The sequence below is a fragment of the Streptomyces sp. NPDC127197 genome (assembly GCF_042672405.1).
GTDB lineage: Bacteria > Actinomycetota > Actinomycetes > Streptomycetales > Streptomycetaceae > Streptomyces > Streptomyces flavusporus.
In genome coordinates this window covers 76,869-98,882 of record NZ_JBHXVG010000021.1, presented here as the reverse complement: position 1 = coordinate 98,882, position 22,014 = coordinate 76,869, and the positions used below count along the sequence as shown (strand labels likewise).

Annotated in this window: 20 protein-coding genes and 1 pseudogene; 14 read left to right on the top strand and 7 right to left on the bottom strand. The window is 70.8% G+C overall.

The window, feature by feature from the left end; translation table 11 throughout:
- Positions 1 to 210: 210 nt before the first annotated feature.
- A complete protein-coding gene (locus ACFVJQ_RS28705) occupies positions 211 to 1,257 on the top strand; it encodes a LacI family DNA-binding transcriptional regulator (protein WP_385510220.1) in 1,047 nt (348 codons plus the stop codon).
- A gap of 212 nt (positions 1,258 to 1,469) precedes the next feature.
- Here ACFVJQ_RS28705 and ACFVJQ_RS28700 read toward each other — a convergent pair whose 3' ends face one another.
- Complete coding sequence (locus ACFVJQ_RS28700) at positions 1,470 to 2,318, bottom strand: NAD(P)H-binding protein (protein ID WP_385788232.1); 849 nt, start codon at positions 2,316 to 2,318, stop codon at positions 1,470 to 1,472.
- A 132-nt stretch (positions 2,319 to 2,450) separates the two neighbouring features.
- Here ACFVJQ_RS28700 and ACFVJQ_RS28695 point away from each other — a divergent pair, with 132 nt between their 5' ends.
- The 5 genes from ACFVJQ_RS28695 (at position 2,451) to ACFVJQ_RS28675 (ending at position 5,900) form a co-directional block, all read left to right on the top strand.
- On the top strand, positions 2,451 to 2,855 hold the full coding sequence (locus tag ACFVJQ_RS28695) for a winged helix-turn-helix transcriptional regulator (RefSeq protein ID WP_385510218.1): 405 nt from the start codon (positions 2,451 to 2,453) through the stop codon (positions 2,853 to 2,855).
- A gap of 73 nt (positions 2,856 to 2,928) precedes the next feature.
- A complete protein-coding gene (locus ACFVJQ_RS28690) occupies positions 2,929 to 3,354 on the top strand; it encodes a nuclear transport factor 2 family protein (protein WP_385788229.1) in 426 nt (141 codons plus the stop codon).
- A 96-nt stretch (positions 3,355 to 3,450) separates the two neighbouring features.
- Positions 3,451 to 4,050: a dihydrofolate reductase family protein gene (locus ACFVJQ_RS28685; RefSeq protein WP_385510216.1), complete on the top strand. Its 600-nt coding sequence runs from the start codon at positions 3,451 to 3,453 to the stop codon at positions 4,048 to 4,050.
- A 76-nt stretch (positions 4,051 to 4,126) separates the two neighbouring features.
- Complete coding sequence (locus ACFVJQ_RS28680) at positions 4,127 to 5,068, top strand: GNAT family N-acetyltransferase (protein WP_385788226.1); 942 nt, start codon at positions 4,127 to 4,129, stop codon at positions 5,066 to 5,068.
- A 31-nt stretch (positions 5,069 to 5,099) separates the two neighbouring features.
- On the top strand, positions 5,100 to 5,900 hold the full coding sequence (locus tag ACFVJQ_RS28675; protein ID WP_385788223.1) for a sugar phosphate isomerase/epimerase family protein: 801 nt from the start codon (positions 5,100 to 5,102) through the stop codon (positions 5,898 to 5,900).
- Positions 5,901 to 6,640: 740 nt separating this feature from the next.
- Here ACFVJQ_RS28675 and ACFVJQ_RS28670 read toward each other — a convergent pair.
- Complete coding sequence (locus ACFVJQ_RS28670; RefSeq protein ID WP_385788220.1) at positions 6,641 to 7,267, bottom strand: GNAT family N-acetyltransferase; 627 nt, start codon at positions 7,265 to 7,267, stop codon at positions 6,641 to 6,643.
- Between the two features lie 262 nt (positions 7,268 to 7,529).
- Here ACFVJQ_RS28670 and ACFVJQ_RS28665 point away from each other — a divergent pair.
- The 3 genes and pseudogenes from ACFVJQ_RS28665 to ACFVJQ_RS28655 all read left to right on the top strand — a co-directional run.
- A pseudogene (locus tag ACFVJQ_RS28665) lies at positions 7,530 to 7,753 on the top strand (LysR family transcriptional regulator); the annotation flags it as partial.
- Between the two features lie 287 nt (positions 7,754 to 8,040).
- The gene (locus tag ACFVJQ_RS28660) at positions 8,041 to 9,879 is read left to right on the top strand and encodes a glycoside hydrolase family 3 protein (RefSeq protein ID WP_385788217.1); all 1,839 of its coding nucleotides are present in this window, start codon (positions 8,041 to 8,043) and stop codon (positions 9,877 to 9,879) included.
- A gap of 130 nt (positions 9,880 to 10,009) precedes the next feature.
- Complete coding sequence (locus ACFVJQ_RS28655; protein WP_385788214.1) at positions 10,010 to 10,645, top strand: hypothetical protein; 636 nt, start codon at positions 10,010 to 10,012, stop codon at positions 10,643 to 10,645.
- Between the two features lie 26 nt (positions 10,646 to 10,671).
- On the opposite strand, the gene ACFVJQ_RS28650 is transcribed toward ACFVJQ_RS28655, so the two are convergent.
- The 5 genes from ACFVJQ_RS28650 to ACFVJQ_RS28630 form a co-directional block, all read right to left on the bottom strand.
- Positions 10,672 to 12,090 (bottom strand): S28 family serine protease, encoded by a 1,419-nt coding sequence (locus ACFVJQ_RS28650; RefSeq protein WP_385510209.1) that lies wholly within the window; start codon positions 12,088 to 12,090, stop codon positions 10,672 to 10,674.
- Between the two features lie 95 nt (positions 12,091 to 12,185).
- The gene (locus tag ACFVJQ_RS28645; protein WP_224734606.1) at positions 12,186 to 12,578 is read right to left on the bottom strand and encodes a hypothetical protein; all 393 of its coding nucleotides are present in this window, start codon (positions 12,576 to 12,578) and stop codon (positions 12,186 to 12,188) included.
- 80 nt (positions 12,579 to 12,658) lie between these two features.
- Positions 12,659 to 16,378: an ABC transporter ATP-binding protein gene (locus tag ACFVJQ_RS28640; RefSeq protein WP_385788209.1), complete on the bottom strand. Its 3,720-nt coding sequence runs from the start codon at positions 16,376 to 16,378 to the stop codon at positions 12,659 to 12,661.
- A gap of 77 nt (positions 16,379 to 16,455) precedes the next feature.
- Positions 16,456 to 17,472 carry an esterase-like activity of phytase family protein gene (locus ACFVJQ_RS28635; protein WP_385788206.1) on the bottom strand — a complete coding sequence of 339 codons (1,017 nt, stop codon included), beginning with the start codon at positions 17,470 to 17,472 and terminating at the stop codon, positions 16,456 to 16,458.
- A gap of 76 nt (positions 17,473 to 17,548) precedes the next feature.
- Positions 17,549 to 18,403 (bottom strand): serine hydrolase, encoded by an 855-nt coding sequence (locus tag ACFVJQ_RS28630; RefSeq protein ID WP_385788203.1) that lies wholly within the window; start codon positions 18,401 to 18,403, stop codon positions 17,549 to 17,551.
- 139 nt (positions 18,404 to 18,542) lie between these two features.
- On the opposite strand from ACFVJQ_RS28630, the gene ACFVJQ_RS28625 reads away from it, so the two are divergent.
- From ACFVJQ_RS28625 to ACFVJQ_RS28605, 5 genes are all read left to right on the top strand, one after another.
- Positions 18,543 to 18,914, top strand: coding sequence for a hypothetical protein (locus ACFVJQ_RS28625; RefSeq protein ID WP_385510205.1), 372 nt, complete (start codon positions 18,543 to 18,545; stop codon positions 18,912 to 18,914).
- Positions 18,915 to 19,050: 136 nt separating this feature from the next.
- Positions 19,051 to 19,644, top strand: coding sequence for a TetR/AcrR family transcriptional regulator (locus tag ACFVJQ_RS28620; protein ID WP_385510204.1), 594 nt, complete (start codon positions 19,051 to 19,053; stop codon positions 19,642 to 19,644).
- Positions 19,641 to 20,483, top strand: a complete 843-nt coding sequence (locus ACFVJQ_RS28615; RefSeq protein ID WP_385510203.1) for an alpha/beta fold hydrolase — start codon at positions 19,641 to 19,643, stop codon at positions 20,481 to 20,483. The genes ACFVJQ_RS28620 and ACFVJQ_RS28615 overlap by 4 nt, the downstream gene beginning before the upstream one ends.
- Positions 20,484 to 20,650: 167 nt before the next feature.
- The gene (locus ACFVJQ_RS28610) at positions 20,651 to 21,454 is read left to right on the top strand and encodes an endonuclease I family protein (RefSeq protein WP_385788199.1); all 804 of its coding nucleotides are present in this window, start codon (positions 20,651 to 20,653) and stop codon (positions 21,452 to 21,454) included.
- Between the two features lie 199 nt (positions 21,455 to 21,653).
- The gene (locus ACFVJQ_RS28605; protein WP_385788196.1) at positions 21,654 to 22,013 is read left to right on the top strand and encodes a peptidase inhibitor family I36 protein; all 360 of its coding nucleotides are present in this window, start codon (positions 21,654 to 21,656) and stop codon (positions 22,011 to 22,013) included.
- Position 22,014 lies beyond the last annotated feature (1 nt).

The following is a 22,014-nucleotide window of genomic DNA, read 5'->3' as shown; positions in this document are numbered from 1 at the left end:
TGAGAAGCTAGCCTCTGACCAGCGGTCGAGACAAGGCCGTGACCGTCTCGAGTTGTTCGAGGGGGCGAACAAGCGGGGTTCTGGGCCTTATGGTCTGCACGAAACCGTGGCCCGTGCACTGCACGTGTATGGCGACGTACGTATGACGACGTACGACCACCGCATGTGTATGACGACGTACGACAAGACGCGCGACCGGAGGACGACGAGATGACGGTGACCCTGGCGGACGTGGCGGCCCGCGCGCAGGTCTCGCCCGCGACGGTGTCGCGCGTGCTGAACGGGAACTACCCGGTGGCCGCCTCCACCCGGGAGCGGGTGCTCAAGGCGGTCGACGAGCTGGACTACGTGCTCAACGGCCCGGCCAGCGCGCTCGCCGCCGCGACCTCCGACCTGGTCGGGATCCTGGTCAACGACATCGCCGACCCCTTCTTCGGGATCATGGCGAGCGCGATCCAGTCCGAGATCGGCGGGCCGGGCGGGCGCGCGGGCGGTGAGCGGCTGGCCGTCGTCTGCAACACGGGCGGCTCCCCGGAGCGCGAGCTGACCTACCTCACCCTGCTCCAGCGGCAACGGGCCGCGGCGGTCGTCCTGACCGGCGGTGCGATCGAGGACGCCTCGCATGTGGCGGCGGTGTCCGCGAAGCTGCGCAAGCTGACGGACGCCGGGACGCGGGTGGTGCTGTGCGGCCGGCCGCCGGCGCCGGACACGTCCGCGGTCGCGCTGACCTTCGACAACCGGGGAGGGGGCCGGCAGCTGACCGAGCACCTGATCGGCCTCGGCCACCGGCGGCTCGGCTACATCGCGGGCCCGGAGGAGCGCACCACCACCCGCCACCGCCTGGAGGGGCATCGGGCGGCGCTGGAGGCGGCGGGGATCCAGGAGGACCCGCGCTGGACGGTCCACGGCCGCTACGACCGCCGGTCCGGCTACGAGGCCACCCTGGAGCTGCTGCGCCGGGACCCGTCCCTGACGGCCGTCGTCGCCGCGAACGACTCCGTCGCGCTGGGGGCGTGCGCGGCGCTGCGGGAGTCGGGGCTGCGGATCCCGCAGGACGTCTCGGTGGCCGGCTTCGACGACCTGCCGTTCAGCATCGACGCGGTGCCTTCGCTGACGACGGTGCGGCTGCCGCTCGCGCAGGCGGGGGCGCGAGCCGGGCGGATCGCCATGGGGCGGGAGGAGCCGCCGCCCGGGGGGATCGCGACGGTGCGCGGGGAGTTGATGGTGCGGGGGTCTTCGGGGGTGCCGCGGGGTTGAGGGCCGGGGGCCGCAGGCCCGAGGGCGGCCGCCCGGGCGGAGGCCCCGGGCGGCGGATCCGTCCGCTTACCGGCAGCCAAAGGCCGGCACTTCGGGCAGCGCCTAGGTCCTGTCCGGCGGATCACGCCGGAATCGCGGGGCCCGGCACGCACATCTGCGGCGTTGTCGTCGGTCGCCGCTCCTTGGAGCCGGCCTGATCCGCCGGACAGGCCCTAGCGGAAGGCGGCGACGTGGCGCCGCGCCCAGTCCGCGAACGTGCCGGGCGTACGGCCGAGGACCCGCTCGACGTCGGGGCTGATCCGCTGCTCGGCCGACGTGGGCTCGCCCAGGATGCTCAGCGTGGTCTCGACCACCGGTTCGGGCATGAACCGCAGCATCTGGGCCCTGGCCTCGTCGCGGGTCTGCTCGACGAAGCGGACGGGTTCGCCGAGCGCGGCCCCGACGGCCTCGGCCTGCTGCCGGGGCGTGATGAGGGCGGGACCGGTCAACTCGTAGACTTGCCCCGCATGTTGGCCTCCTTCGCGCAGCGCCGCCGCGGCGACCTCGGCGATGTCGTCCGGGTCGATGACGGGCAGACCGACATCGCCGAACGGCGCGGCGACGGTCCGCCGGGTGCGGACCGACTCGGCCCAGGCGTAGGTGTTGGAGGCGAAGCCGCCGGGCCGCAGGACGGTCCACTCCAGCCCGGACTGCCGTACCGCGTTCTCGATGGCCCGGGCGACATCCCCGTGCGAGGCCGATCCGGGCCGGGTCGCGACCCCTTGGGAGGACAGCAGCACGATCCGCCGCACTCCGCCCGCCTTGGCGACGTCCACGAGGTCCCGAGGGCTGAGCAGGTGCGCACTGGGGCCGCCGTTCTGCAGGAACAGCGCGTCGGCGCCGTCGAGGACCAGCCGCAGGCTCTCCGCGTCGACGAGATCCGCCGGTCGCCGCAGCACCGTCTGAGGCAGATCCGCGTCGGCGATCCTGCGCGAGGTCGCGGTCACCGGCTCGTCGGCCGCGACCAGGGTCCGTACGAGCGAACGTCCCACGTTGCCGGTCGCACCCGTCACTACGATCATGTCCAACTCCCGTATTTGGCAGCGCATTTGAATCTGCTGAAAGGGCCCCGGAGGCCGACTCTCCGGGCGATGGAAGGACGCTAACACCGTCGGTATAGTAGGTACCTATAGGAAAGTGGCTACCCCAGGGGGATGCGCATGGCGCCCGACACGACGACCTGGACGCCGGCCGGGGCCGCCGAACCGGAACTCGCCTGCCCGATCAGCCCGGTCGTGGACATCGTCTTCAGCCGCTGGACCACCCCGATCCTGTGGACGCTCCACACCCACGGCCGGCAGCGCTTCGTCGAACTGGAGCGGCGCATCGCGAAGATCACACCCAAGGTGCTGACGCAGCGGCTGCGGCAACTGGAGCGCGACGGCCTGATCGTGCGCACGTACCACCCGGAGGTCCCCCCTCGGGTCGAGTACGAGATCAGCGAACTCGGCCACAGCCTCGCCCCGCTCTTCGCGCACCTGGCCGAATGGGCCGCCGAGAATCTGGACAGGGTCGAACAGGCCCGGCACGACTACGACGCAGAACCGGCTGCCAGCTAGCAGGCCTGCGTGGGGTTCGGTTCGGGAGTCGCGTCCTTGACCTCAAGTCCACTTGACGTACGACCCTCTCCCCATGACCGATCACAACAGCACCATGGACATCCACACCCTCGTCCACCACTACTTCCGCACCCTCGACGCCCGCGACTTCGCCCCGGACTGGATGCGCCCCTTCGTCACGCCGGACGTACGCCTGGAGGCGCCCGTCGGTGTCGAGGAGGGCCTCGAGGCCGCCACCAGGCTCACGGAGGAGGCGGTCGGGCGGTTCGCGCGAACCCAGCACATGGCCTCCGGGCTCCTCGTCGACGTCGACGAGGAGGGAGGCACCGCCTCCTGGAACGCCCTGATGACCCATGTGTACGACGACGACACGCTGTTCACCGTCGGCGGCCGCTTCGAGGCCGACCTGCGCCGCACTCCGGACGGCTGGCGGTTCAGTCGGGTCGCGGTGCGACCGGTGTGGACTCAGGGGCCGCCGCCGGTCGTACGTCAGCGGTGAAAAATCCGTCCACCGCGCGATGATTTCCGGGCGGTGCGGCAGTCATCAGTGCTGTCATTGCCGCAACCGGCCCGGACAGCTCAAGGAGTGAGCCCCATGCGCATCGTGGTCACCGAGTTCATCAGCATCGACGGAGTCGTGCAGGCGCCCGGTGGGCCCGAGGAGGACACCGACGGCGGGTTCACACACGGCGGCTGGTCGCACCCGTACTTCGACCCGGAGGTGCTCGGCCCGGTCTTCGACGGGGGGCTGAGCAGGGCCGAGGCGCTGCTGTTCGGGCGGCGTACGTGGCAGACGATGGCCGCGGCGTGGCCCGAGCGGGCGGGCGACGACCCGTTCGCCGACCAGATGAACTCCCTCAAGAAGTACGTCGTTTCGAGCACCCTCACCGACGCCGACCTAACCTGGAACAACTCCACCCTCATCCCCGGCGGCGAGGCCGTGGCCCGGATCCGGGAACTGCGCGCGGCCGAGGGCGGCGACCTGGCGATGATGGGCAGCCCCACGCTGGTCCGGACGCTGCTGAGCGAGGGCCTGGTGGACGAGCTCCAGCTGATCGTGATGCCGGTGCTGCTCGGCGGCGGCAAGTCGATCTTCCCGGAGGACGGCGGGAAGCGGCCGTTCGAGCTGGTCTCCACGGTCACCGGGAAGACGGGCGTGAACGTGTGCGTCTACCGGCCGGCCGCCGAGGGGTAGCCGCGGGGGCGCGGGAGTCCTACGCTCGACCCGACGGTATCTCTGACTGAGTCAACGATCCGGAGGGTCGACGATCATGACCGTCCAGGACATCCGCGCCTTCAACCGCTTCTACACCAACGTCATCGGCGCCCTCGACTACGGCCGCCATCTCTACGCCCCGTACACCCTCACCGAGGCCCGCGTCCTGTACGAGCTCGCGCACTCCGCGGGCACGGACGCCGCCGATCTGCGTGCCGAACTCCATCTGGACGCGGGGTACCTGAGCCGCATCCTGAACAGGTTCGAGAAGGACGGGCTGATCGAGCGCGGACCGTCGGAGCGGGATCCGCGCCGCCGCCGTATCACCCTCACCGCGCCCGGCCGGGAGGCGGCCGGTCTGCTCGACGAGCGGGCGCGGGAGACGGTCGGGGCGCTGCTGGCCACGGTGCCGCCGGAGGACCGGCCGCGGCTCGCGGAGGCGATGCGGACGGTCCGTACGATCCTGGGCGGCGGCCGGGCAGCGCGCCCCGAGGCCCCCGAGGACGTCGTGCTGCGCGAACCCGGCCCCGGCGACCTCGGCTGGATCGTGCAGCGCAACGGCGCGCTGTATGCCGCCGAGTTCGGCTGGAACACCGACTACGAGGGCCTGGTGGCGAGGATCGTCGCCGATTTCGCGGAGGACCACGATCCGCATCTGGAGCGGGCGTGGATCGCCGAGCTGGAGGGGCGGCCGGTGGGGTGTGTGATGTGCGTACGGGACGAGGCGCCCGGCACCGCCCGGCTACGGCTGCTGCTCGTCGAGCCGGACGCGCGTGGCCTCGGCATCGGGGACCGGCTCGTCACGGCCGTCGTGGACTTCGCCCGCGGTGTCGGCTACCGCGACCTGGTGCTGTGGACGAACGACGTCCTGACCGCCGCCCGGGGCATCTACCAGCGCCACGGCTTCGTCCTGGTCGCCGAGAAACCGCACCGTTCCTTCGGCAAGGACCTGGTCGGCCAGGACTGGCGGCTGGATCTGCGCGCGACACCGGAGTGACGGGAACGCCGGTGTGTATGAAGCTGGGTACATGAAACTGGCGTTCTCCACCCTCGGCGTCCCCGGCCTCCCCGTACCGGAGGTGGCCCGGCTCGCGGCCGCCCACGGCTACCACGGTGTCGAGCTGCGCGCACACCCGGAGGAACCGGTCCACCCCGGCCTCGACCTCACCGCACGGGCCGACACGGTCGCCGAGTTCAAGGCGGCCGGCGTCGAGATCCTGGGCCTCGCCGGGTACGCGCGCGTGGCCGCGCCGGGCGACGACGAGCCCGTGCTCGCCGAGATCCGCGACCTCCTCGACCTGGCCCGCGATCTGGGTGCCCCGTACATCCGGGTCTTCCCCGGAGGCGGCCCGGACCAGGAGCCCGCCGAGGCGGACGCGACCGCCGCGCGCCGCCTGGGCACGGCCGCCGAGTACGCCGCCGACGCCGGCGTGCGCATCCTCCTCGAGACCCACGACTCGCACCGCACCGCCGCCGACGCGATCCGCGTCCTCGGCCAGGTCGGCCACCGCCAGGTGGGCGCCCTGTGGGACGTGATGCACACCTGGCTGGGCGGCGAGCAGCCCTCGGAGAGCTACGCGGCCCTGTCCCCCTACCTCGGCTACGTCCAGGTCAAGGACATCGCCTCCGCCACCGACACCACCCCGCTCCCCCTCGGCGCGGGCGTCCTCCCGCTCGCCGAGTGCGTCGAGATCCTCTCCCGGCACGGCTGGGACGGCTGGCTGTGCTGGGAGTACGAGAAGCGCTGGTACGAGGCGGCCGAGCCGCTTCCGGAGTTGCTGAGGGCTGGGCGCGAGCATCTGGCCCGCCTGCTCAACGAGTCGGCGTAGGCCGGGGAGGATGTCGGTGGGGAGGGCGAGGGGATCACCGAAGTCCGGCGCTGGCGGCGGTGCGAGAACAACTGCGTCCCACAGCAGCCGAGTTGGTCAACCGCTGAGGACGCGAACCCAGACGCACACCAACCCCACCAGCCCCGTGGGCCGCACCCCAGGAGGTAATTGGTCGATTTGGCTCACGGGCAGACAGTCCCCACCTGGGCTTTCTCTCCCGCTGGGTGGCCCAAAGCGGCCAATTACTGGTCCAGCGCCAGTGCCAGCGCCTGGCATCGGAGCCGAGGGCGGCTTACCGGACAACGACCCCGGATGCGGCCGTCACCGTCCGCCGCCCGCAAGCCGCCATACCCGCCCGGCGTGCCCCCATCCGGCTGATGCGGCCGTCACCACCCGCCCACCGGGCCGCACGCCGCTGAGCCGACCCGGCGTGCCCCCACCCCGCCGACGCGCCCCAGCCACCCACCGCCCGCAGGCCGCCAAGCCCACCCGGCGTGCATGCGAGGCACTGACGCGCCCCCAACCCCGGCCACCCCCCAACCCACCCGCATGGCCGGCCGACCTGGGACACCCGCCTTTCCGGGCCGCTCGCTCACTTCTCACCCGTGCTGGAACGAGCCGAGTCAAGGGTCGGCCGCAGGCCGATCGGCGCAGCCGACGCGCAGCGCCCTTTACTCGGCTCGTGGAAGCACGACACTGACAAAGAAGCGGGCGGCCCCACGGCGACCGCCCAACTCCGTTCAGGGCGCCAACGCCCTGGCCAGCCTGCCTTCCAGCCGCACCTTGCACTTCGGCCACTCCCCCGCCGTAATCGAATAGATCGCGGAGTCCCGCAACCGGCCGTCCTCTCCCGGCGCCCACGAGCGGGACCAGTTCCTCAGCACGCCCTCGAAGTGGGCGCCGGTGGCAGCGATCGCTGTGCGGGAGCGGGTGTTGCGGGCGTCCGTCTTCAGGTCCAGTCGGGATACGCCCCACTCCTCGAAGGCGTGGCGGAACAGGAGCAGCTTGGACTCGGCGTTGACGCCGGTGCCCTGGGCCGAGCGGGCCAGCCAGGTGAAGCCGACCTCGACGGCGTCCAGTTGATCGTCCGTCAGCCAGCAGCGGGGTTCCCAGAAGGATGTCGCGCCGACCGCGCGTCCCGAGGCTCTCGACACCTGCGCATACGGCGCGAGCCGACCTGTCGCCGCGCGGGACAGCTGCGCGTCGATATAGGCGCCGACCTCGTTCGCTCTCGGCACCCAGGTGAACTCGTACGTCCCCCGGTCCTCCTCCGCCGCCACCGCCAGATCGGCCGCGTGCCGGTGTTCGAGCGGTTCCAGGCGCACCAGCGCGCCCTCCAGGACCGGTCCCTTCAGCTGGAAACTCACACCCCGATGTCCCTTCGGCACGCCTCGAACGCCTCGTGAAAGCCCGGGAGAGTCTTCCGTACGCAGCCGGGATCGTCGAACGAATTGCCCGGCACCCGCAGGGCGGGTCACCGCGAGGGAGATGCCCTCATGATCGGCCGACGGCCGCCTCCGGCGCCGGTGAGTCCACGGGGTGGACCACTGCCGTTCGCCTCGGCGCCGGCGACGTCAGCGCCACTCCACCCACCAGCAGCACCGCCGCGCACCAGCGGAGCGGTGTCACGGGCCCGGTATCGCCCTCATCCCCCGCCTCGGTCGCGGCCCGCTGCCCGACGGGGTGGTGGAGGTGCCGCTCGATCCGACCCCCGTACGGCGGCTGTACGCCCTGTGGCGCACGGGGCGGCGGGCCGGCCGGCGATCGCCGAGACCGTGCGCACCCTGCAGGAGCACTGGGCCAAGGTGTCGGCGCAGCGGCCCCGTCGGGAACCCGCGTCCCACCTTCCGTGAAACCGGGCGGTGCGGGGAACCCGCCCCGTACCGCCGTCGTCCAATGGCCAGGCTGCCGGATGAGTCTCCTCGGTGCGGTGTCGGCCTCGCTGCTGGCTGCGAACGCTGACCACCCTCTCCGCCGTACCGCGGCCGGCGCCCCGCCGCCATCGGCGCGCCCCCCTCCCATGCGCCGATGGCGGCCCCCAGGGCCTTCCCTGTGCGTCCCCTTGACCGGCAGAAACTTCCCGGATATTGGTGGCACTTTGGAAGTTTCCTTCAGCGGACCTCCTCCGGAAGGAGCGCACGTGCACCACACCAGCACGGGAAGCACGGGAAGCACGGGAAACACCGCGATCCCCTCCAGACGCACCCTCCTCGCCGCCACCGCGGGTGTGACCGCGGCCCTCACAGTCGGCCCCCGCGCCCACGCCCACGACGACGACCGCCACCTGCGCCGCCTCATCTCCCGTATGACATTGGAGGAGAAGGTCGGTCAGCTCTTCGTCTCCCGGGTCTACGGCCACTCGGCGACCGCCCCCGACCAGGCCGACATCGACGCCAATCTCAGGGAGTTCGGCGTGCGGACGGCCGCCGAGCTGATCGCCAAGTACCGCCTGGGCGGCGTCATCTACTTCGTGTGGGCGCACAACACCCGCGACCCGCACCAGATCGCCGACCTCTCCAACGGCATCCAGCGGGCGTCCCTCGCACTGCCGCGCGGGCTGCCCGCGCTCGTCTCCACGGACCAGGAGCACGGCATCGTCGCCCGGGTGGGCAAGCCGGCCACGCTGTTCCCCGGCGCGATGGCGATGGGCGCCGGCGGCTCCCGCTCCGACGCCCGTACGCTCGGCCGGATCGCGGGCGAGGAACTGCGCGCGATGGGCATCCAGCAGGACTACACGCCGGTCGCCGACGTGAACGTCAATCCCGCCAACCCGGTCATCGGCGTGCGCTCCTTCGGCGCGGACCCGGCCGCGGTGGCCGGCCTTGTCGCCGCCGAGGTCGCCGGATACCAGCGCTCGAAGGTCGCGGCGACCGCCAAGCACTTCCCCGGGCACGGTGACACCGAGGTCGACAGCCACTACGGCTTCCCCACCATCAAGCACACCCGGGAACAGTGGGAGACGCTCGATGCTCCGCCCTTCCGCGCGGCGATCGAGGCCGGCATCGACTCCATCATGACCGCGCACATCCTGGTGCCCGCGCTGGACGACTCCGGCGACCCGGCCACCCTCTCCCGCCCCATCCTCACCGGCATCCTGCGCGAGCAGCTGGGCTACGACGGGGTCGTGGTCACCGACGCCCTCGACATGGCGGGCGTACGGACGAAGTACGGGGACGACCGGGTGCCGGTGCTGGCGCTGAAGGCGGGCGTGGACCTGCTGCTCAACGCGCCCAAGCTGGACGTCGCCTGGAACGCGGTCCTGGGGGCGGTGCAGGACGGCGAGCTGACCGAGGAGCGGCTCGACGAGTCGATCCTGCGGGTGCTGCGGCTGAAGGCGAAGCTGGGGCTGTTCGACGATCCGTACGTCAGCGCGCGCGGCGTCGACCGCACGGTGGGAACGAAGGCGCACCTGGCGGCGGCCGACCGGATCGCCGAGCGTACGACGACCCTGCTGGTCAACGAGGGGCGGCTGCTGCCGCTGTCCCGGCGCGAGCACCCCCGGCTGCTCGTCGTCGGCGCCGACCCGGCCTCGCCGTCGGGCACCACGGGCCCGCCCACCGGTGTGCTCGCGGGCGCCCTGACCGAGCTGGGCTTTGCGGCGACCGCCCTGTCGACCGGCATCAATCCGTCGGCAACGGCCATCGACCGGGCCGTGACGGCGGCCGGGGACGCGGACGCCGTGGTGGTCGGGACGTACAACGTCACGGCGAGCAGCGCGCAGAAGACGCTGGTCGAGCGGCTGCTGGCGACCGGGAAGCCGGTGGTCGCGGTGGCGGTCCGCAATCCGTACGACGTGGCCCGACTCCCCGGTGTGCGCGCCTGCCTGGCCGCGTACTCCTGGACGGACGTCGAGCTGCGGGCGGCCGCCCGGGTGATCGCCGGGCGGGTGGAGCCGCGCGGGAAGCTGCCGGTGCCGGTGCAGCGGGCCGACGATCCGGCACGGGTGCTGTATCCCATCGGACACGGGCTGACGTACTAGCCGTCAATTGGACGTAGGACACGGTACGTCGCACACCCGACGCACCACCCCCAACGTACGCAAAGCACTCTGCTTGTCTGGCGTGGGCCCGCCGCGGCGGGTCACGCTGGACGGGGGTGGGGGAATGACCATGCGTGGGAGAAGTGCGGTGGGGGTGGCTCTGCCGGTCCTGCTGGCGGCCGCGCTGATGGGCTGTCAGGGTACTGCGAGCGGAGGGTCCGAGGACGATTCGCCGGGTGGTGAGGGGACGGCGTCGGCCTCGGCGATGCGGCCCTCCGGGTTCGGGGCGGTGTTCCTCGCGGTCGACGAGTGCAGTTCCTTCGGCACGAGCAGCTTCACCGAGGTCTCCTGCACCAGTGAGCGGGCGGCGGCGCGGGTCGTGGCGCGGCACGACGGCAGGGTGAGCGAGGGGCCGGCGTGCCCGGCGACCACCGACTTCGTGCTGCACATCAGCGAACAGCGCCCCTCGCACGACGAGGACGGCGACGGCGCGATCCCGCAGGGCTACGCCTGTATGCGCAAACTCCAGCCGCCGCACCCCGGCGACCCCGGCGGCGGGGGCGGCCCCCGCACCATCGTCGGCGACTGCGTCTACGACTCCGGCGGCGGCCAGGTCCGGGAGACCGCGTGCAACGGCAGGGGCAAGCAGCAGCCGGAGTACGAGGTGACCGAGGCCGTCACCACCCGCGCCGACTGCCCGGCGTCGACGGCCCTTTACGTCGAACTGGGCGGCGAGAACCCGGTGGGCTGCGCCCGCCCCTTGTGAGCCAGGAGGCGGGCGCAGCACCGGCGTTACGGACGCAGCGTCCGCTCCGCGCCGCGCTTGTCCAGCTTCGCGTCGTACTTGGCCAGCGGCTTGGCCGCCGCCGGGTCCGACTGGACGGTGGCGGACGCGACGCCCGCCCACTTCAGGATCTTTGCCGTGGCGAGCGCCTTCTCGTCGGCGACGAGGCCGGCCACGTTGGCGCCGTGGTTGGCGCCGGGGGCGGTGAACACGTACGAGTCACGCGCGCCCTTGCCGAGGCGGAACGGCTCGGCACCCCACGGGTCGTTCTCGCCGTAGACGAAGAGCATCTGGTGCGCGTTGTGGCGGACCCAGCTGTCCACGTCCCGCATCACACCCGGCTGGAACCGCATCTCGATGTCCCGCGGCACGAAGTAGCGCGGCGGCAGGTAGCCGTAGCGGATGTACTTCTTCTCGATGTGCGGGAACCCGATCGTCGGCGCGCCCAGCTGGGTACCCGCCTGGTAGTAGTACGGCGTGTACGGCTCCAGGCCCTGGTCCGTGTAGAAGGAGAACCCGGCGATCGTGTCGATCGAGTTCCAGATCTCCTCGTCGGTGGCGTTCTTGGCGTCCGCGGGGATCGTGTCGCAGTCGGACAGCAGGCTGTACTGCCAGAAGCCCCACACGTAGTCGAGCACCGTGGCCTCGTAGGCCTTGTCGAGGCTGCCGACGGTGTTGAAGGTGTAGCCGTTCTCGGCCGCGTACGCCGCGTACTTCTTCTCCATCGGCTCCCGGCGCACGAGCGCCTCGCGCTGGACGCCGTTCAGACGGTCGCGGCACTCCTCGGTACCGACGTTCGCGAAGAACCCGTCGTACGCCGAGTCCTCCTTGTTCACGACGTCGTTGGGGGCGACGTAGGCGACGACGCCGTCCATGTCGCGCGGGTAGAAGCGCTCGTAGTACGTAGCGGTCATGCCGCCCTTCGAACCGCCCGTGGAAATCCACTTCTTGTCGTAGATGGGCTTGAGCGCCTTGAAGATGCGGTGCTGGTCGCTGGCGGCCTGCCAGATGTCCAGCTTCGTCCAGTCGGCCGGGCTGGGCCGGGACGGGGTGAAGAAGCGGTACTCCATGGAGACCTGGTTGCCGTCCACGATCTGCGTCGGTTCGCGGCGGCTGGGGTTCGTGGAGACGTTGTAGCCGCCGGTGTAGAAGACCGTCGGGCGGGAGACGTCCTTGTGCAGCACGGTGATCCGCTGCTCGAACGTGCCCTTGGAGGGCCTGCGGTGGTCGATCGGCTGGGTGTAGTTGAGGACGAAGAAGCGGTAGCCGGTGTACGGCTTCTCCTCGACCAGCCGCATCCCCGGTATGGAGAGCAGCCGGTCCTTGATATCCGTGGCCTCCGGCTGAGCGGCGGTGGCCGCCCCCGCCGTGCTCAACGTGCCTATGAGCACGGTGAGCGCGAGCAGCCATCTGAGCGCCTTGCGCATGCACCCTCCCTGTGAGAACAGATGTGCGCCGGAAGCTATCGGAGCAACTCCGTTCACACCAGGGGGGTTTCAGGCACCCGCGCCTGACCAGGGATTCAGCAGAGGATCCAGCCCGAACTCACCGAGCCCCCGCTCACCGAGCCCTTGACCCACACGCACCGGTTCCCCACGTACACGAGCGGCGTGCTGATGCGGCGGGTGCGCTTGTCCTTGCGGACCACCGGGCGGTGGCCGCGCGCCTGCACGCTGACCGACATCGTCCGCTCGCGGCCGGGGTTCTTGGCCAGCGTGACGGCGCAGACGTAGCGGCCCTGCTTGTAGACGTGCACGGTGCCGGTGGAGAACGGGAGTGTCCTGACCTTGCGGCCGGTGCAGGAGGCGGCCGCCTGTGCCTCGGCCGGTGCCGCGAGTGCGAGCAGTCCGGACGCGGTCAGTACGGCCATGCCGAGCGCGAGCCCCCGCCGTATCCCTGTCGCTCCCTTGTCCACTTCGCCCGTCCCTCCCGTACCGCGACACATGGCGTACGGGTGTACGGACGCGCGACGTATGTCGGATGGTTGCACGACCGTCAGTGGGACGCGGCTACCGGCTCTTCCGGCTCCGGTGCGCCGACGAACGTCCGCCACAGTTCGGCGTACCGTCCGCCGCGCGCCAGCAGTTCCTCGTGCGTGCCGTCCTCCACGACGCGGCCGTGGTCCATCACCACGACCCGGTCGGCCCGGGCGGCGGTGGTCAGACGGTGCGCCACCACGAGGGTCGTACGGCGTCCTGCCAGCCGGTCCGTCGCCTGGTTGACCTGTGCCTCCGTCGCCAGGTCGAGTGCGGCCGTCGCCTCGTCGAGGAGCAGCACGTCCGGGTCGACCAGCTCGGCGCGGGCCAGCGCGATCAACTGCCGCTGCCCGGCGGAGAGGTTGCGGCCGCGCTCGGCGACCTCGTGCAGGTAGCCGCCCGTGAGCTGAGCGATCATCTCGTGCGCGCCGACCGCTCGGGCGGCCGCCTCGACCTCGGCGTCGGTGGCGTCCGGGCGGCCGTAGGCGATGGCGTCGCGGACGGTGCCGGGAAAGAGGTACGCCTCCTGCGGGACGACGCCGAGACGGTGCCGGTACGAGGTGAGGTCGAGGGCACGCAGGTCCTGGCCGTCGACGGTGACCCGGCCGCTGGTGGGGTCGTAGAACCGCGCCACCAGCTTGACGAGGGTCGACTTGCCCGCGCCGGTCTCGCCGACGAACGCGACGGTCTGCCCGGCGGGGACGGTGAGGTCGATGCCGCTGAGGGCCTCCTCCTCGTCCCCGTAGGCGAAGTGCACGTCCTCGAAGGCGATGTCGCCGCGCAGGGAGCGGACGTCGCGGGGTTCGCCGGCCGGCTTCGTGGACGTCGGTTCCTGCAGCAGCTCCTGGATGCGGCCGAGCGAGACGGACGCCTGCTGGTAGCCGTCGAAGACCTGGGAGAGCTGCTGGACGGGAGCGAAGAACAGGTCGATGTACAGCAGGTACGCGACCAGCGCGCCCGCGGTCAGCGTGGCCGCCTCGACCCGCCCGGCACCCGCGATCAGCACCGCCGCCGCGGCGACCGACGACAGGAACTGCACGAACGGGAAGTACACGGAGATCAGCCACTGGCCGTGGATACGGGCCTGCCGGTAGCTGTCGCTGCGCTCCGCGAACCGCTGCCCGCCGTCCCGCTCACGGCGGAAGGCCTGCACGATCCGCAGCCCGGACACCGTCTCCTGAAGGTCGGCGTTGACCGACGACACGCGCTCACGGGCGAGTTCGTACGCCTTCACGCTCGCGCGGCGGAAGAAGTAGGTGGCGATGATCAATGGTGGCAGCGTGGCGAACACGACCAGCGCGAGCTGTACGTCGATCACCAGCAGGGCGACCATGATGCCGAAGAAGGTGACGACCGAGACGAACGCCGTGACCAGGCCCGTCTGCAGGAACGTCGACAGGGCGTCGACGTCGGTCGTCATCCGGGTCATGATCCGGCCGGTCAGCTCCCGCTCGTAGTAGTCGAGTCCGAGCCGCTGGAGCTGGGCGAAGATCTTCAGCCGGAGCGAGTACAGCACGCGTTCGCCGGTCCGGCCGGTCATCCGTGTCTCGCCGATCTGCGCGCCCCACTGCGCGAGCACCGCGAGCAGCGCCAGCAGCGAGGCCGCCCACACGGCGCCGAGGGCGGCCTGGGTCACGCCGCTGTCGATGCCGTGCCGGATCAGCACGGGCAGCAGCAGTCCCATGCCGGCGTCGACGGCGACGAGGCCGAGGCTGACGAGCAGGGGCAGTCCGAAGCCTTTCAGCAGCCGCTTCAGCCCGTACGACTCCTCCGGCCGGACCGCGCGCGCCTCGTCGACCTCGGGGGTGTCGGTGGCCGGGGGCAGGGCGTCGACCTGGGCGAGGAGTTCGGGGGTGGCGGGGGTCCCGGCGAGCGCGGTGTCCTTCGGCTCGCGGTCGCCGGTCCACAGGCGGGGGGTGACCCCGCGCTCGGCGTCGAACTCGGCGTCCAGTTCGTCGCGTACGGAGGTGTCCTCCTGGGGGACGGCGGGCTGGGCGTGGCCCGGGGAGACGCCGCCGAGTCCGTCGGGGTCGGTGAGCAGGCGGCGGTAGAGGGCCGAGCGCCGCTGGAGCTCCTCGTGGGTGCCGAGGTCGGCGAGGCGGCCGGCGTCGAGGACGGCGATGCGGTCGGCGAGGTTGAGGGTGGAGCGCCGGTGCGCGATGAGGAGCGTGGTCCGGCCCTGCATGACGTGCTTGAGCGCCTCGTGGATCTCGTGCTCGACGCGGGCGTCCACGGCGGAGGTGGCGTCGTCGAGGACGAGCAGACGCGGGTCGGTGAGGATCGCGCGGGCGAGCGCGATGCGCTGACGCTGGCCGCCGGAGAGGGTCAGGCCGTGCTCGCCGACCTTGGTGTCGTAGCCGTCGGGGAGCTCGGCGATGAAACGGTCCGCCTGGGCGGCGCGGGCGGCGTTCTCGATCTCCTCCTGGGTGGCGTCCGGGCGGCCGTACGCGATGTTGTTGCGGACGGTGTCGGAGAACAGGAACGAGTCCTCGGGGACCAGCCCGATCGCGGACCGGAGCGAGTCGAGGGTCAGCTCACGGACGTCGTGGCCGCCGACGAGGACGGCGCCGCGGGTGACGTCGTAGAAGCGCGGGAGAAGGAGGGAGACAGTCGACTTGCCGGAGCCGGAGGAGCCGACGACGGCGAGGGTCTCGCCGGGGCGGATCTCGAAGCTGAGCCCCTCGAGGACCGGCTTGGAGTCGTCGTAGGCGAAGGAGACGTCGTCGAACTCGACGGTCGCGGGGGCGTCGGCGGGGAGTTCCTTGGTGCCGTCGGCCAGCGAGGGCTCGGTGTCGATCAGCTCCAGGACGCGTTCGGTGCCGGCGCGGGCCTGCTGGGCGACGGTGAGGACCAGGGCCAGCATGCGGACCGGGCCGACGAGCTGGGCGAGGTAGGTGGAGAAGGCGACGAACGTGCCGAGCGTGATGTGGCCGCGCACGGCCAGCCAGCCGCCGAGCGCGAGCATCGCGACCTGGCCGAGCGCCGGGACGGCCTGCAGGGCCGGGGTGTACTTGCTGTTCAGACGGATGGTGCGCAGCCGCCCTGCATACAGCTTCCGGCCGACCTCGCGCAGCTTGCCGGTCTCCTGGTCCTCCTGCCCGAATCCCTTCACCACGCGGACGCCGCTGACGGCACCGTCGACCACGCCCGCGACGGCGGCGGCCTGGGCCTGGGCGTACCAGGTGGCGGGGTGGAGCTTGGAGCGGGAGCGCTTCGCGATGAACCAGAGGGCGGGGGCCACGGCCAGGGCGACCAGCGTGAGCGGGAGCGACAGCCACGCCATGATCAGGAGGGAGATCAGGAAGAGCAGGACGTTCCCGATGGTCATCGGGAGCATGAAGAGCAGGCCCTGGATCAGCTGGAGGTCGCTGGTGGCCCGGCCTACGACCTGGCCGGTGGACAGCTCGTCCTGACGGCGGCCGTCGAGCCGAGTGATCGTCCCGAACATCTCCGTCCGCAGGTCGTGCTGGACGTCCAGGGCGAGGCGGCCGCCGTAGAAGCGGCGGATGTAGGTGAGGACGTAGACGAGCAGTGCGGCGCCGATGAGGGCGCCGGCCCAGGGGGCCATGCCCCGGGTCCGGTCGCCGATCACATCGTCGATGATCACCTTGGTGATCAGGGGGACCAGGGCCATGACGGCCATGCCGGCGAGCGAGGAGCCGAGAGCCAGGACGACGTCCTTGGGATATCGCCAGGCGTAACCCCACAGTCTCCGTGCCCATCCCCGTTGCGGTGCCACGCCGGTGCCCTCCTGCAGATCTGATCTTCCGGAAGGCACCAACGCCGACAGAAGCGGATTTCATCCCTCCGAAACGATCACGTACGCACGCGCAGCGAGTAGAACCGCGTCGTCTGGACCGCGTTCTGGTTGTCGTCGCTGGCCAGGAGGACGTTCAGGCGGCCGTTGCGGTGGCCCGTGATCGTCATGGCCTCGATGTTGTCGAGGAGCGGGTTCGGCTGGGGCTGCTTGGCGGTGGCGCCGAGGTCGGGGCAGTCGGCGATGTCGGCCAGCAGCGTCTTCTTGATCAGTCGTACGCCGTCCTGTCCCGTCAGGTGGTCGATCCCGCTGGTGTCCGTGGCGCGGCGCGGGTCGGCGAGGTACAGGCGGACGGTGTTGCCCACGCCGGCGGTGAAGCCGCGCTCCAGGACGAGCAGACGGCCGTCGGGGGTCGCGGTGACCTCGGGGACGCCGAGGCCGGTGTCGGCGCGGTAGGCGTACTGGGCGCCGAGCGCAAAGCTTCCGTGGTGACGCTTCCAGGTCTGGAGGCGGACGATGCCCGCACTGTCACCGGAGAGCGCGTACTCCATGGAGGCGATGAGCGTACGGCCGCCGGGCAGCATGGTCAGCCCCTCGAAGGTGCCGTTGCCGACGGCCCGCCCGGCCGGGGCGACCCGGAGCGCGTCCGGGACGGGGAGCCGGTCGAGGATCCGGCCGTCGCGGGAGTAGCGGCGTACGGACGGCTCGGTCTCGGAGGAGACGAGGTACGTCCCGTCCCGGTCGACGACCAGACCCTCGGCGTCGAGCGCGGCACCGCTCTCGTCGGCGAGCTGGACGACGCCTTTCGGCGCGAGCGTCCTGCCGTCGAGGCCGAAGAGGGAGGAGCGGTCGGAGAGGGCCGCGAGGGAACCATCCCGGTTCACCGCGAGCGCGGAGAAGTTGCCGACGTAAGTTCCTTCGTACGTCGTCTTGTCGAGGGCGTCGGAGAAGCCCTCGATGGAGACGGAGGGTGAACAGGCGTTGCTCTCATGGGCGTTCGCCGGGCCGACGGCGGTCAGGCAGGTGGCCGCGGTCAGGCCCGCGGCGGCGGTCGCGAGTACGGTTCTCAGGCGCATGCGCGCCACCGTAGGGCGGGTCGGTGACGGAGGGGCGGCGTCCTCATGAAACGTCGTACTCACGAAGCTCGGGGCGTCAGCTCGCGGCCAGGTCCCGGTGGATGACCTTGGCGACGCCCTGAATGGTCGCAATGCCATAGTTCATGGTGCTGTTGCCGTGGGTGAGCACCGTGACCGTGTAGTCGTGCCCACCGCCCTTGAAGGCGCCGACGCTGTGCACCCGCCAGCCGTAGGTGGCGCGCTGCAGCCAGCCGTTCTTCACGTGCACGGAGACCGTGGAAGGCGCTCCGTACGGTGTGCCCCAGCGCTGCGAGGAGACGACCTGGCCCATCAGCTTCAGGGTGTACGCGCGGGAGTTGTCGCTGAGCACCGTGTTCTTGGCGGTGATGAGCTTGAGGAGCTTCTGCTCGTCGGTGACGGTGATCTGGGTCAGGCCCCAGTAGCCGTTCGCGCCGGGCTTGGTCTGGGTCATGCCGGCGGCGGTGAGAAAGCCCTTGATCTTCGTCAGGCCGAGCTGCTTCCAGAGCGTGCTGGTCGCGGCGTTGTCCGACTTGGTGATCATGGCTTTGGTGAGGGAGACCTCGCGGTCGGTGAGATAGCGGCCCTGCTTCTTCGCGTCCCACAGCAGCGTCGCCAGGACGGTGACCTTGACGACGCTGGCGGAGTCGTAGGCGGTGGAGGGCCTGAGAGCGCAGGTGGTGTTCGTGGAACGGTCGTGGAGGCCGACCGCGATGGTGCCCGTGCGGCCCGCGAGGGCGGCGGTGATGTCCTTCTTCAGCTTGTCGGCGAGACCAGCTTTGGCGGACGTACAGCTGACGGTGGGTGTGGTCGCCGCGGCGGCGGGCGAGGCGGCCGCGACGCACGGTATGAGCACCCCGGCACCGGCGCCTGCGGCGAAGACTCTGACGCGTCTGGATATCCGGCGAGTCATGGACGTTCCCCATCCCCTTGAGCGTGTCGAGCGCATCCGTGCACGCTCGTCTCCCCTTGACTCGCCGAGGTGGCCGAAAGTTGTGCACACGCCCTCGGGGCGAGAGTTCGAGAGCCCGACTCATGGCAATGAATTGACCATGGCAAAAGAAGAGCTACTCGATCACTCCTCGTCCGGAAGGCTGCTCGCCGCGCTGTGGACACTGCGCCTCCTGGCCCAGTCGGACGAGACACCTCCCGAGCGGGACGAACTCCTCGCGAAGAAGCAGCCTTCGGAGAGTCTCGGCAAGCTGCTGCCGTCCATGGCGAATCACCTCATGAGGGCGAGGAAGCTGGGAGGCGACCGATGGAAGGCCGCGGTCGAGGTGTTCCGCGACATCCCCGACCTCCTCCCGGCGGGCCAGGTGCCTGACAAGACCATGAGCCCGGACAAGCAAAGGGCCTTCGCGGACGGATATGACGAACAACGCTCCAAGTACGCGGAGAAGTTCGGCCGGCTCCTGGGGGCATGACCAGGCCACTTGTGTTGATGACCAGTCCTGATTCCCCGTCATGTGCAACAGCAGCACCTGCGTGAATGCGCCCCGCTAGGCTTTCCTAGGGTCCCTAGGTTGTAGTTAGAGGCCCTAGGAGACCTGAGGAGGGCACATGGTGCGGGCCGGACTGACAGCGGAGCGGGTGACGATCGCGGGCGCCGAACTGGCGGACGAGGTCGGGCTCGAGCAGGTGACCATGTCGCAGGTGGCGCGGCGGCTCGGCGTGAAGGATGCGAGCCTCTACACGCACGTCCGCAGCCTGGAGGATCTGCGCGGACGGATCGCGCTGTTGGCGGCGGACGAAAAGACCATCCGTATCGCGGAGGCGACCGCCGGGCGGGCGGGCAAGGACGCGCTGGTCGCGTTTGCGAACGCCTGGCGGGACTACGCCCACCAGCATCCGGGCCGCTACATGGCGACGCAGACCCCGATCCAGATCGACCCTGAGCTGGCCGCCGAAGCGCCCGGACCACGGCGTGCGGTCGAGCTGACCTACGGCATGCTGCGCGGCTACCGACTGGCCGAGCCCGACCTGACCGACGCGGTCCGGTTGCTGCGCAGCACGTTCCACGGGTTCGTCGCCTTGGAGGCCGCGGGCGGCTTCGCGCACGAGCGTTCTCCGCAGCAGTCCTGGAGCCGCGCCCTCGACGCCCTGCACACCGTGCTGGAGCACTGGCCCACCTCCCGAGAAGGAGACTCCGCATGACCGACCCGACCATCGGCAGCCTGCGCGTGAACGGCGCTACCCTGCACTACGAAGTACGCGGCCAGGGCCCGCTCCTGCTGCTGATCCCCGGCGGGACGGGCGGCGCGACCTCCTTCGACGGCATTGCCGACGACCTGGCCGCTGAATACACCGTCGCGAGCTACGACCCGCGCGGCATGTCCCGAAGCACACTGGACGACCCCGAGGCCGAGCAGCGAGTGGCCGAGCACGCCGATGACGCGTTCCGAATGCTGGAACTGCTCTCGCCCGGTGAGCCCGCCCGGGTGTTCGGCGCCAGCTCCGGCGCGATCGCCGCCCTGCACCTGCTCATCACCCATCCCGAACGCATCGCATGCGTCGTGGCGCACGAGCCGCCGGCGGTGGAGGTCCTGCCCGACGCCTCCGAACACCGCGCGCTCATCGCGCGCGTGCAGGAGACGTTCCACGCTCAAGGGCTCATGCCGGCGATGGCCATGTTCGCTGCGGGTCTGAAGAAAGACGGCGACACCACCGAGCCGAAGGCCGAGATCAAGCTTCCGCCCCAAGCCGCGGCGCGGGCCGAGCAGACGATGGCCAACCTGCCGTACTTCGTCGGACGCATCGTGCCCAGCTTCATGTCCTATGCCCCGGACGTCCACCGGCTGGAGGCGCTGTCGGGCCGACTCGTGCTCGCCTGCGGCCAGGACTCACGCGGCGAGCTGCCCTACCGTCCGGCCGCTTTCCTGGCCGAGCGTCTCGGCACGGAACTCCAGCACTTCCCAGGCGGGCACACCGGCCTGACCACGCACCCCGCCGAGTTCGGCGAACTCCTCAGGAAGACCTTCCGCGCCAAGGCCTGAATCCCACTCGCCCTGGTGCCGGTCGGCGCGTCAACTCGCGTAAATAAGAGGCGATTTGCCGATTCCCGTCACCCAATGGACACGTACCGACCCTCGACGCCGCCGACATGTGCATGCCACTCTCCCGTTTGCCGCCTCATTCAACCCGCGTAGATGGGACACCCCACATGCTGGCGACACGCATACGCAGCTGGAAGTCAGTGGCGCTGACCACCGCCGCCGTCCTGGTCGGCCTCACCACCCCGGCGCTCACCGCGACCCCGGCCGCTGCGACGACCACCGCCTACGATGACACGTACTACCAGGACGCGATCGGCAAGACCGGCACAGCCCTGAAGGACTCGCTGCACACGATCATCAGCGAACAGACTACGATCTCGTACTCGGCCGTCTGGAACGCCCTGAAGGTCACCGACCAGGACCCGAACAACAGCAGCAATGTGATCCTGCTGTACTCCGGCATCTCCCGCAGCAAGTCCCTCAACGGCGGCAGCACCGGCAACTGGAACCGCGAGCACGTGTGGGCCCAGTCCCACGGCGACTTCGGCACCTCCGCCGGCCCCGGCACCGACCTGCACCATCTGCGTCCCGAGGACGTGCAGGTCAACTCCATCCGCGGCAACAAGGACTTCGACAACGGCGGCAGTTCGTTCACCAACAGCGGCGGCAGCCTGACCGACTCCAACTCCTTCGAGCCCCGCGACGCCGTCAAGGGCGACGTGGCCCGCATGATCCTCTACATGGCCGTCCGCTACGAGGGCGACGACAGCTGGCCCGACCTGGAGCCCAACGATGCCGTCACCAACGGTGGCGTCCCGTACCACGGCCGTCTCTCGGTCCTGAAGGCCTGGAACGACGAGGACCCGCCGGACGCCTTCGAGGAGCGCCGCAACGAGCTCATCTACGACACCTACCAGGGCAACCGCAACCCGTTCATCGACCACCCGGAGTGGGTCGAGGCGATCTGGTGACCCGCGGGCGCCGGTGCCACGGGGCCCGCGCGCCCGCGCACCGGCGCCTGCTCCGCCGGGAAGATCACCTCGTCGAGCTTCGGTTTCGCTCCAAGAGGTGGTGTAGGCGACAAACCCGGGCAAGCCGACCCGCCTCGCCGGGAGCATGGCAGTGCCTCGGCAACTCCGCCGGGGCGCACCGGAGTTCCCGAGGAGTGCCATGAAGCTTCGTTCCTGGTCCGTCGCCGCCGCCCTCGCCCTGACCGCCCTCGTCCTGCCGTCCCACGGTGCCGGCGCGGCCGAAGCCGCCGCCCCGCCCGCCTGCCCGGACGGGTCGGTGTGCTTCTGGAGCGGCGAGGGCTTCCGCGGCAGCTACTGGGAGTGGACCGCGCGCAGCGGCTATCGCGACATGCCGCCCAGCCTGCACGACCACGTCGGCTCGGCCGTCGCGAGCACCCGCGCCTGCTTCATCAACTGGAGCCCGGTCGAGAAGCGCGACGTCTTCAACGGCGACTGGCGCTCGCGCTACCTCGGCGACTTCGGCGGACGTATCGACGGGGTCGGTCCGGGCGCCTGTTAGC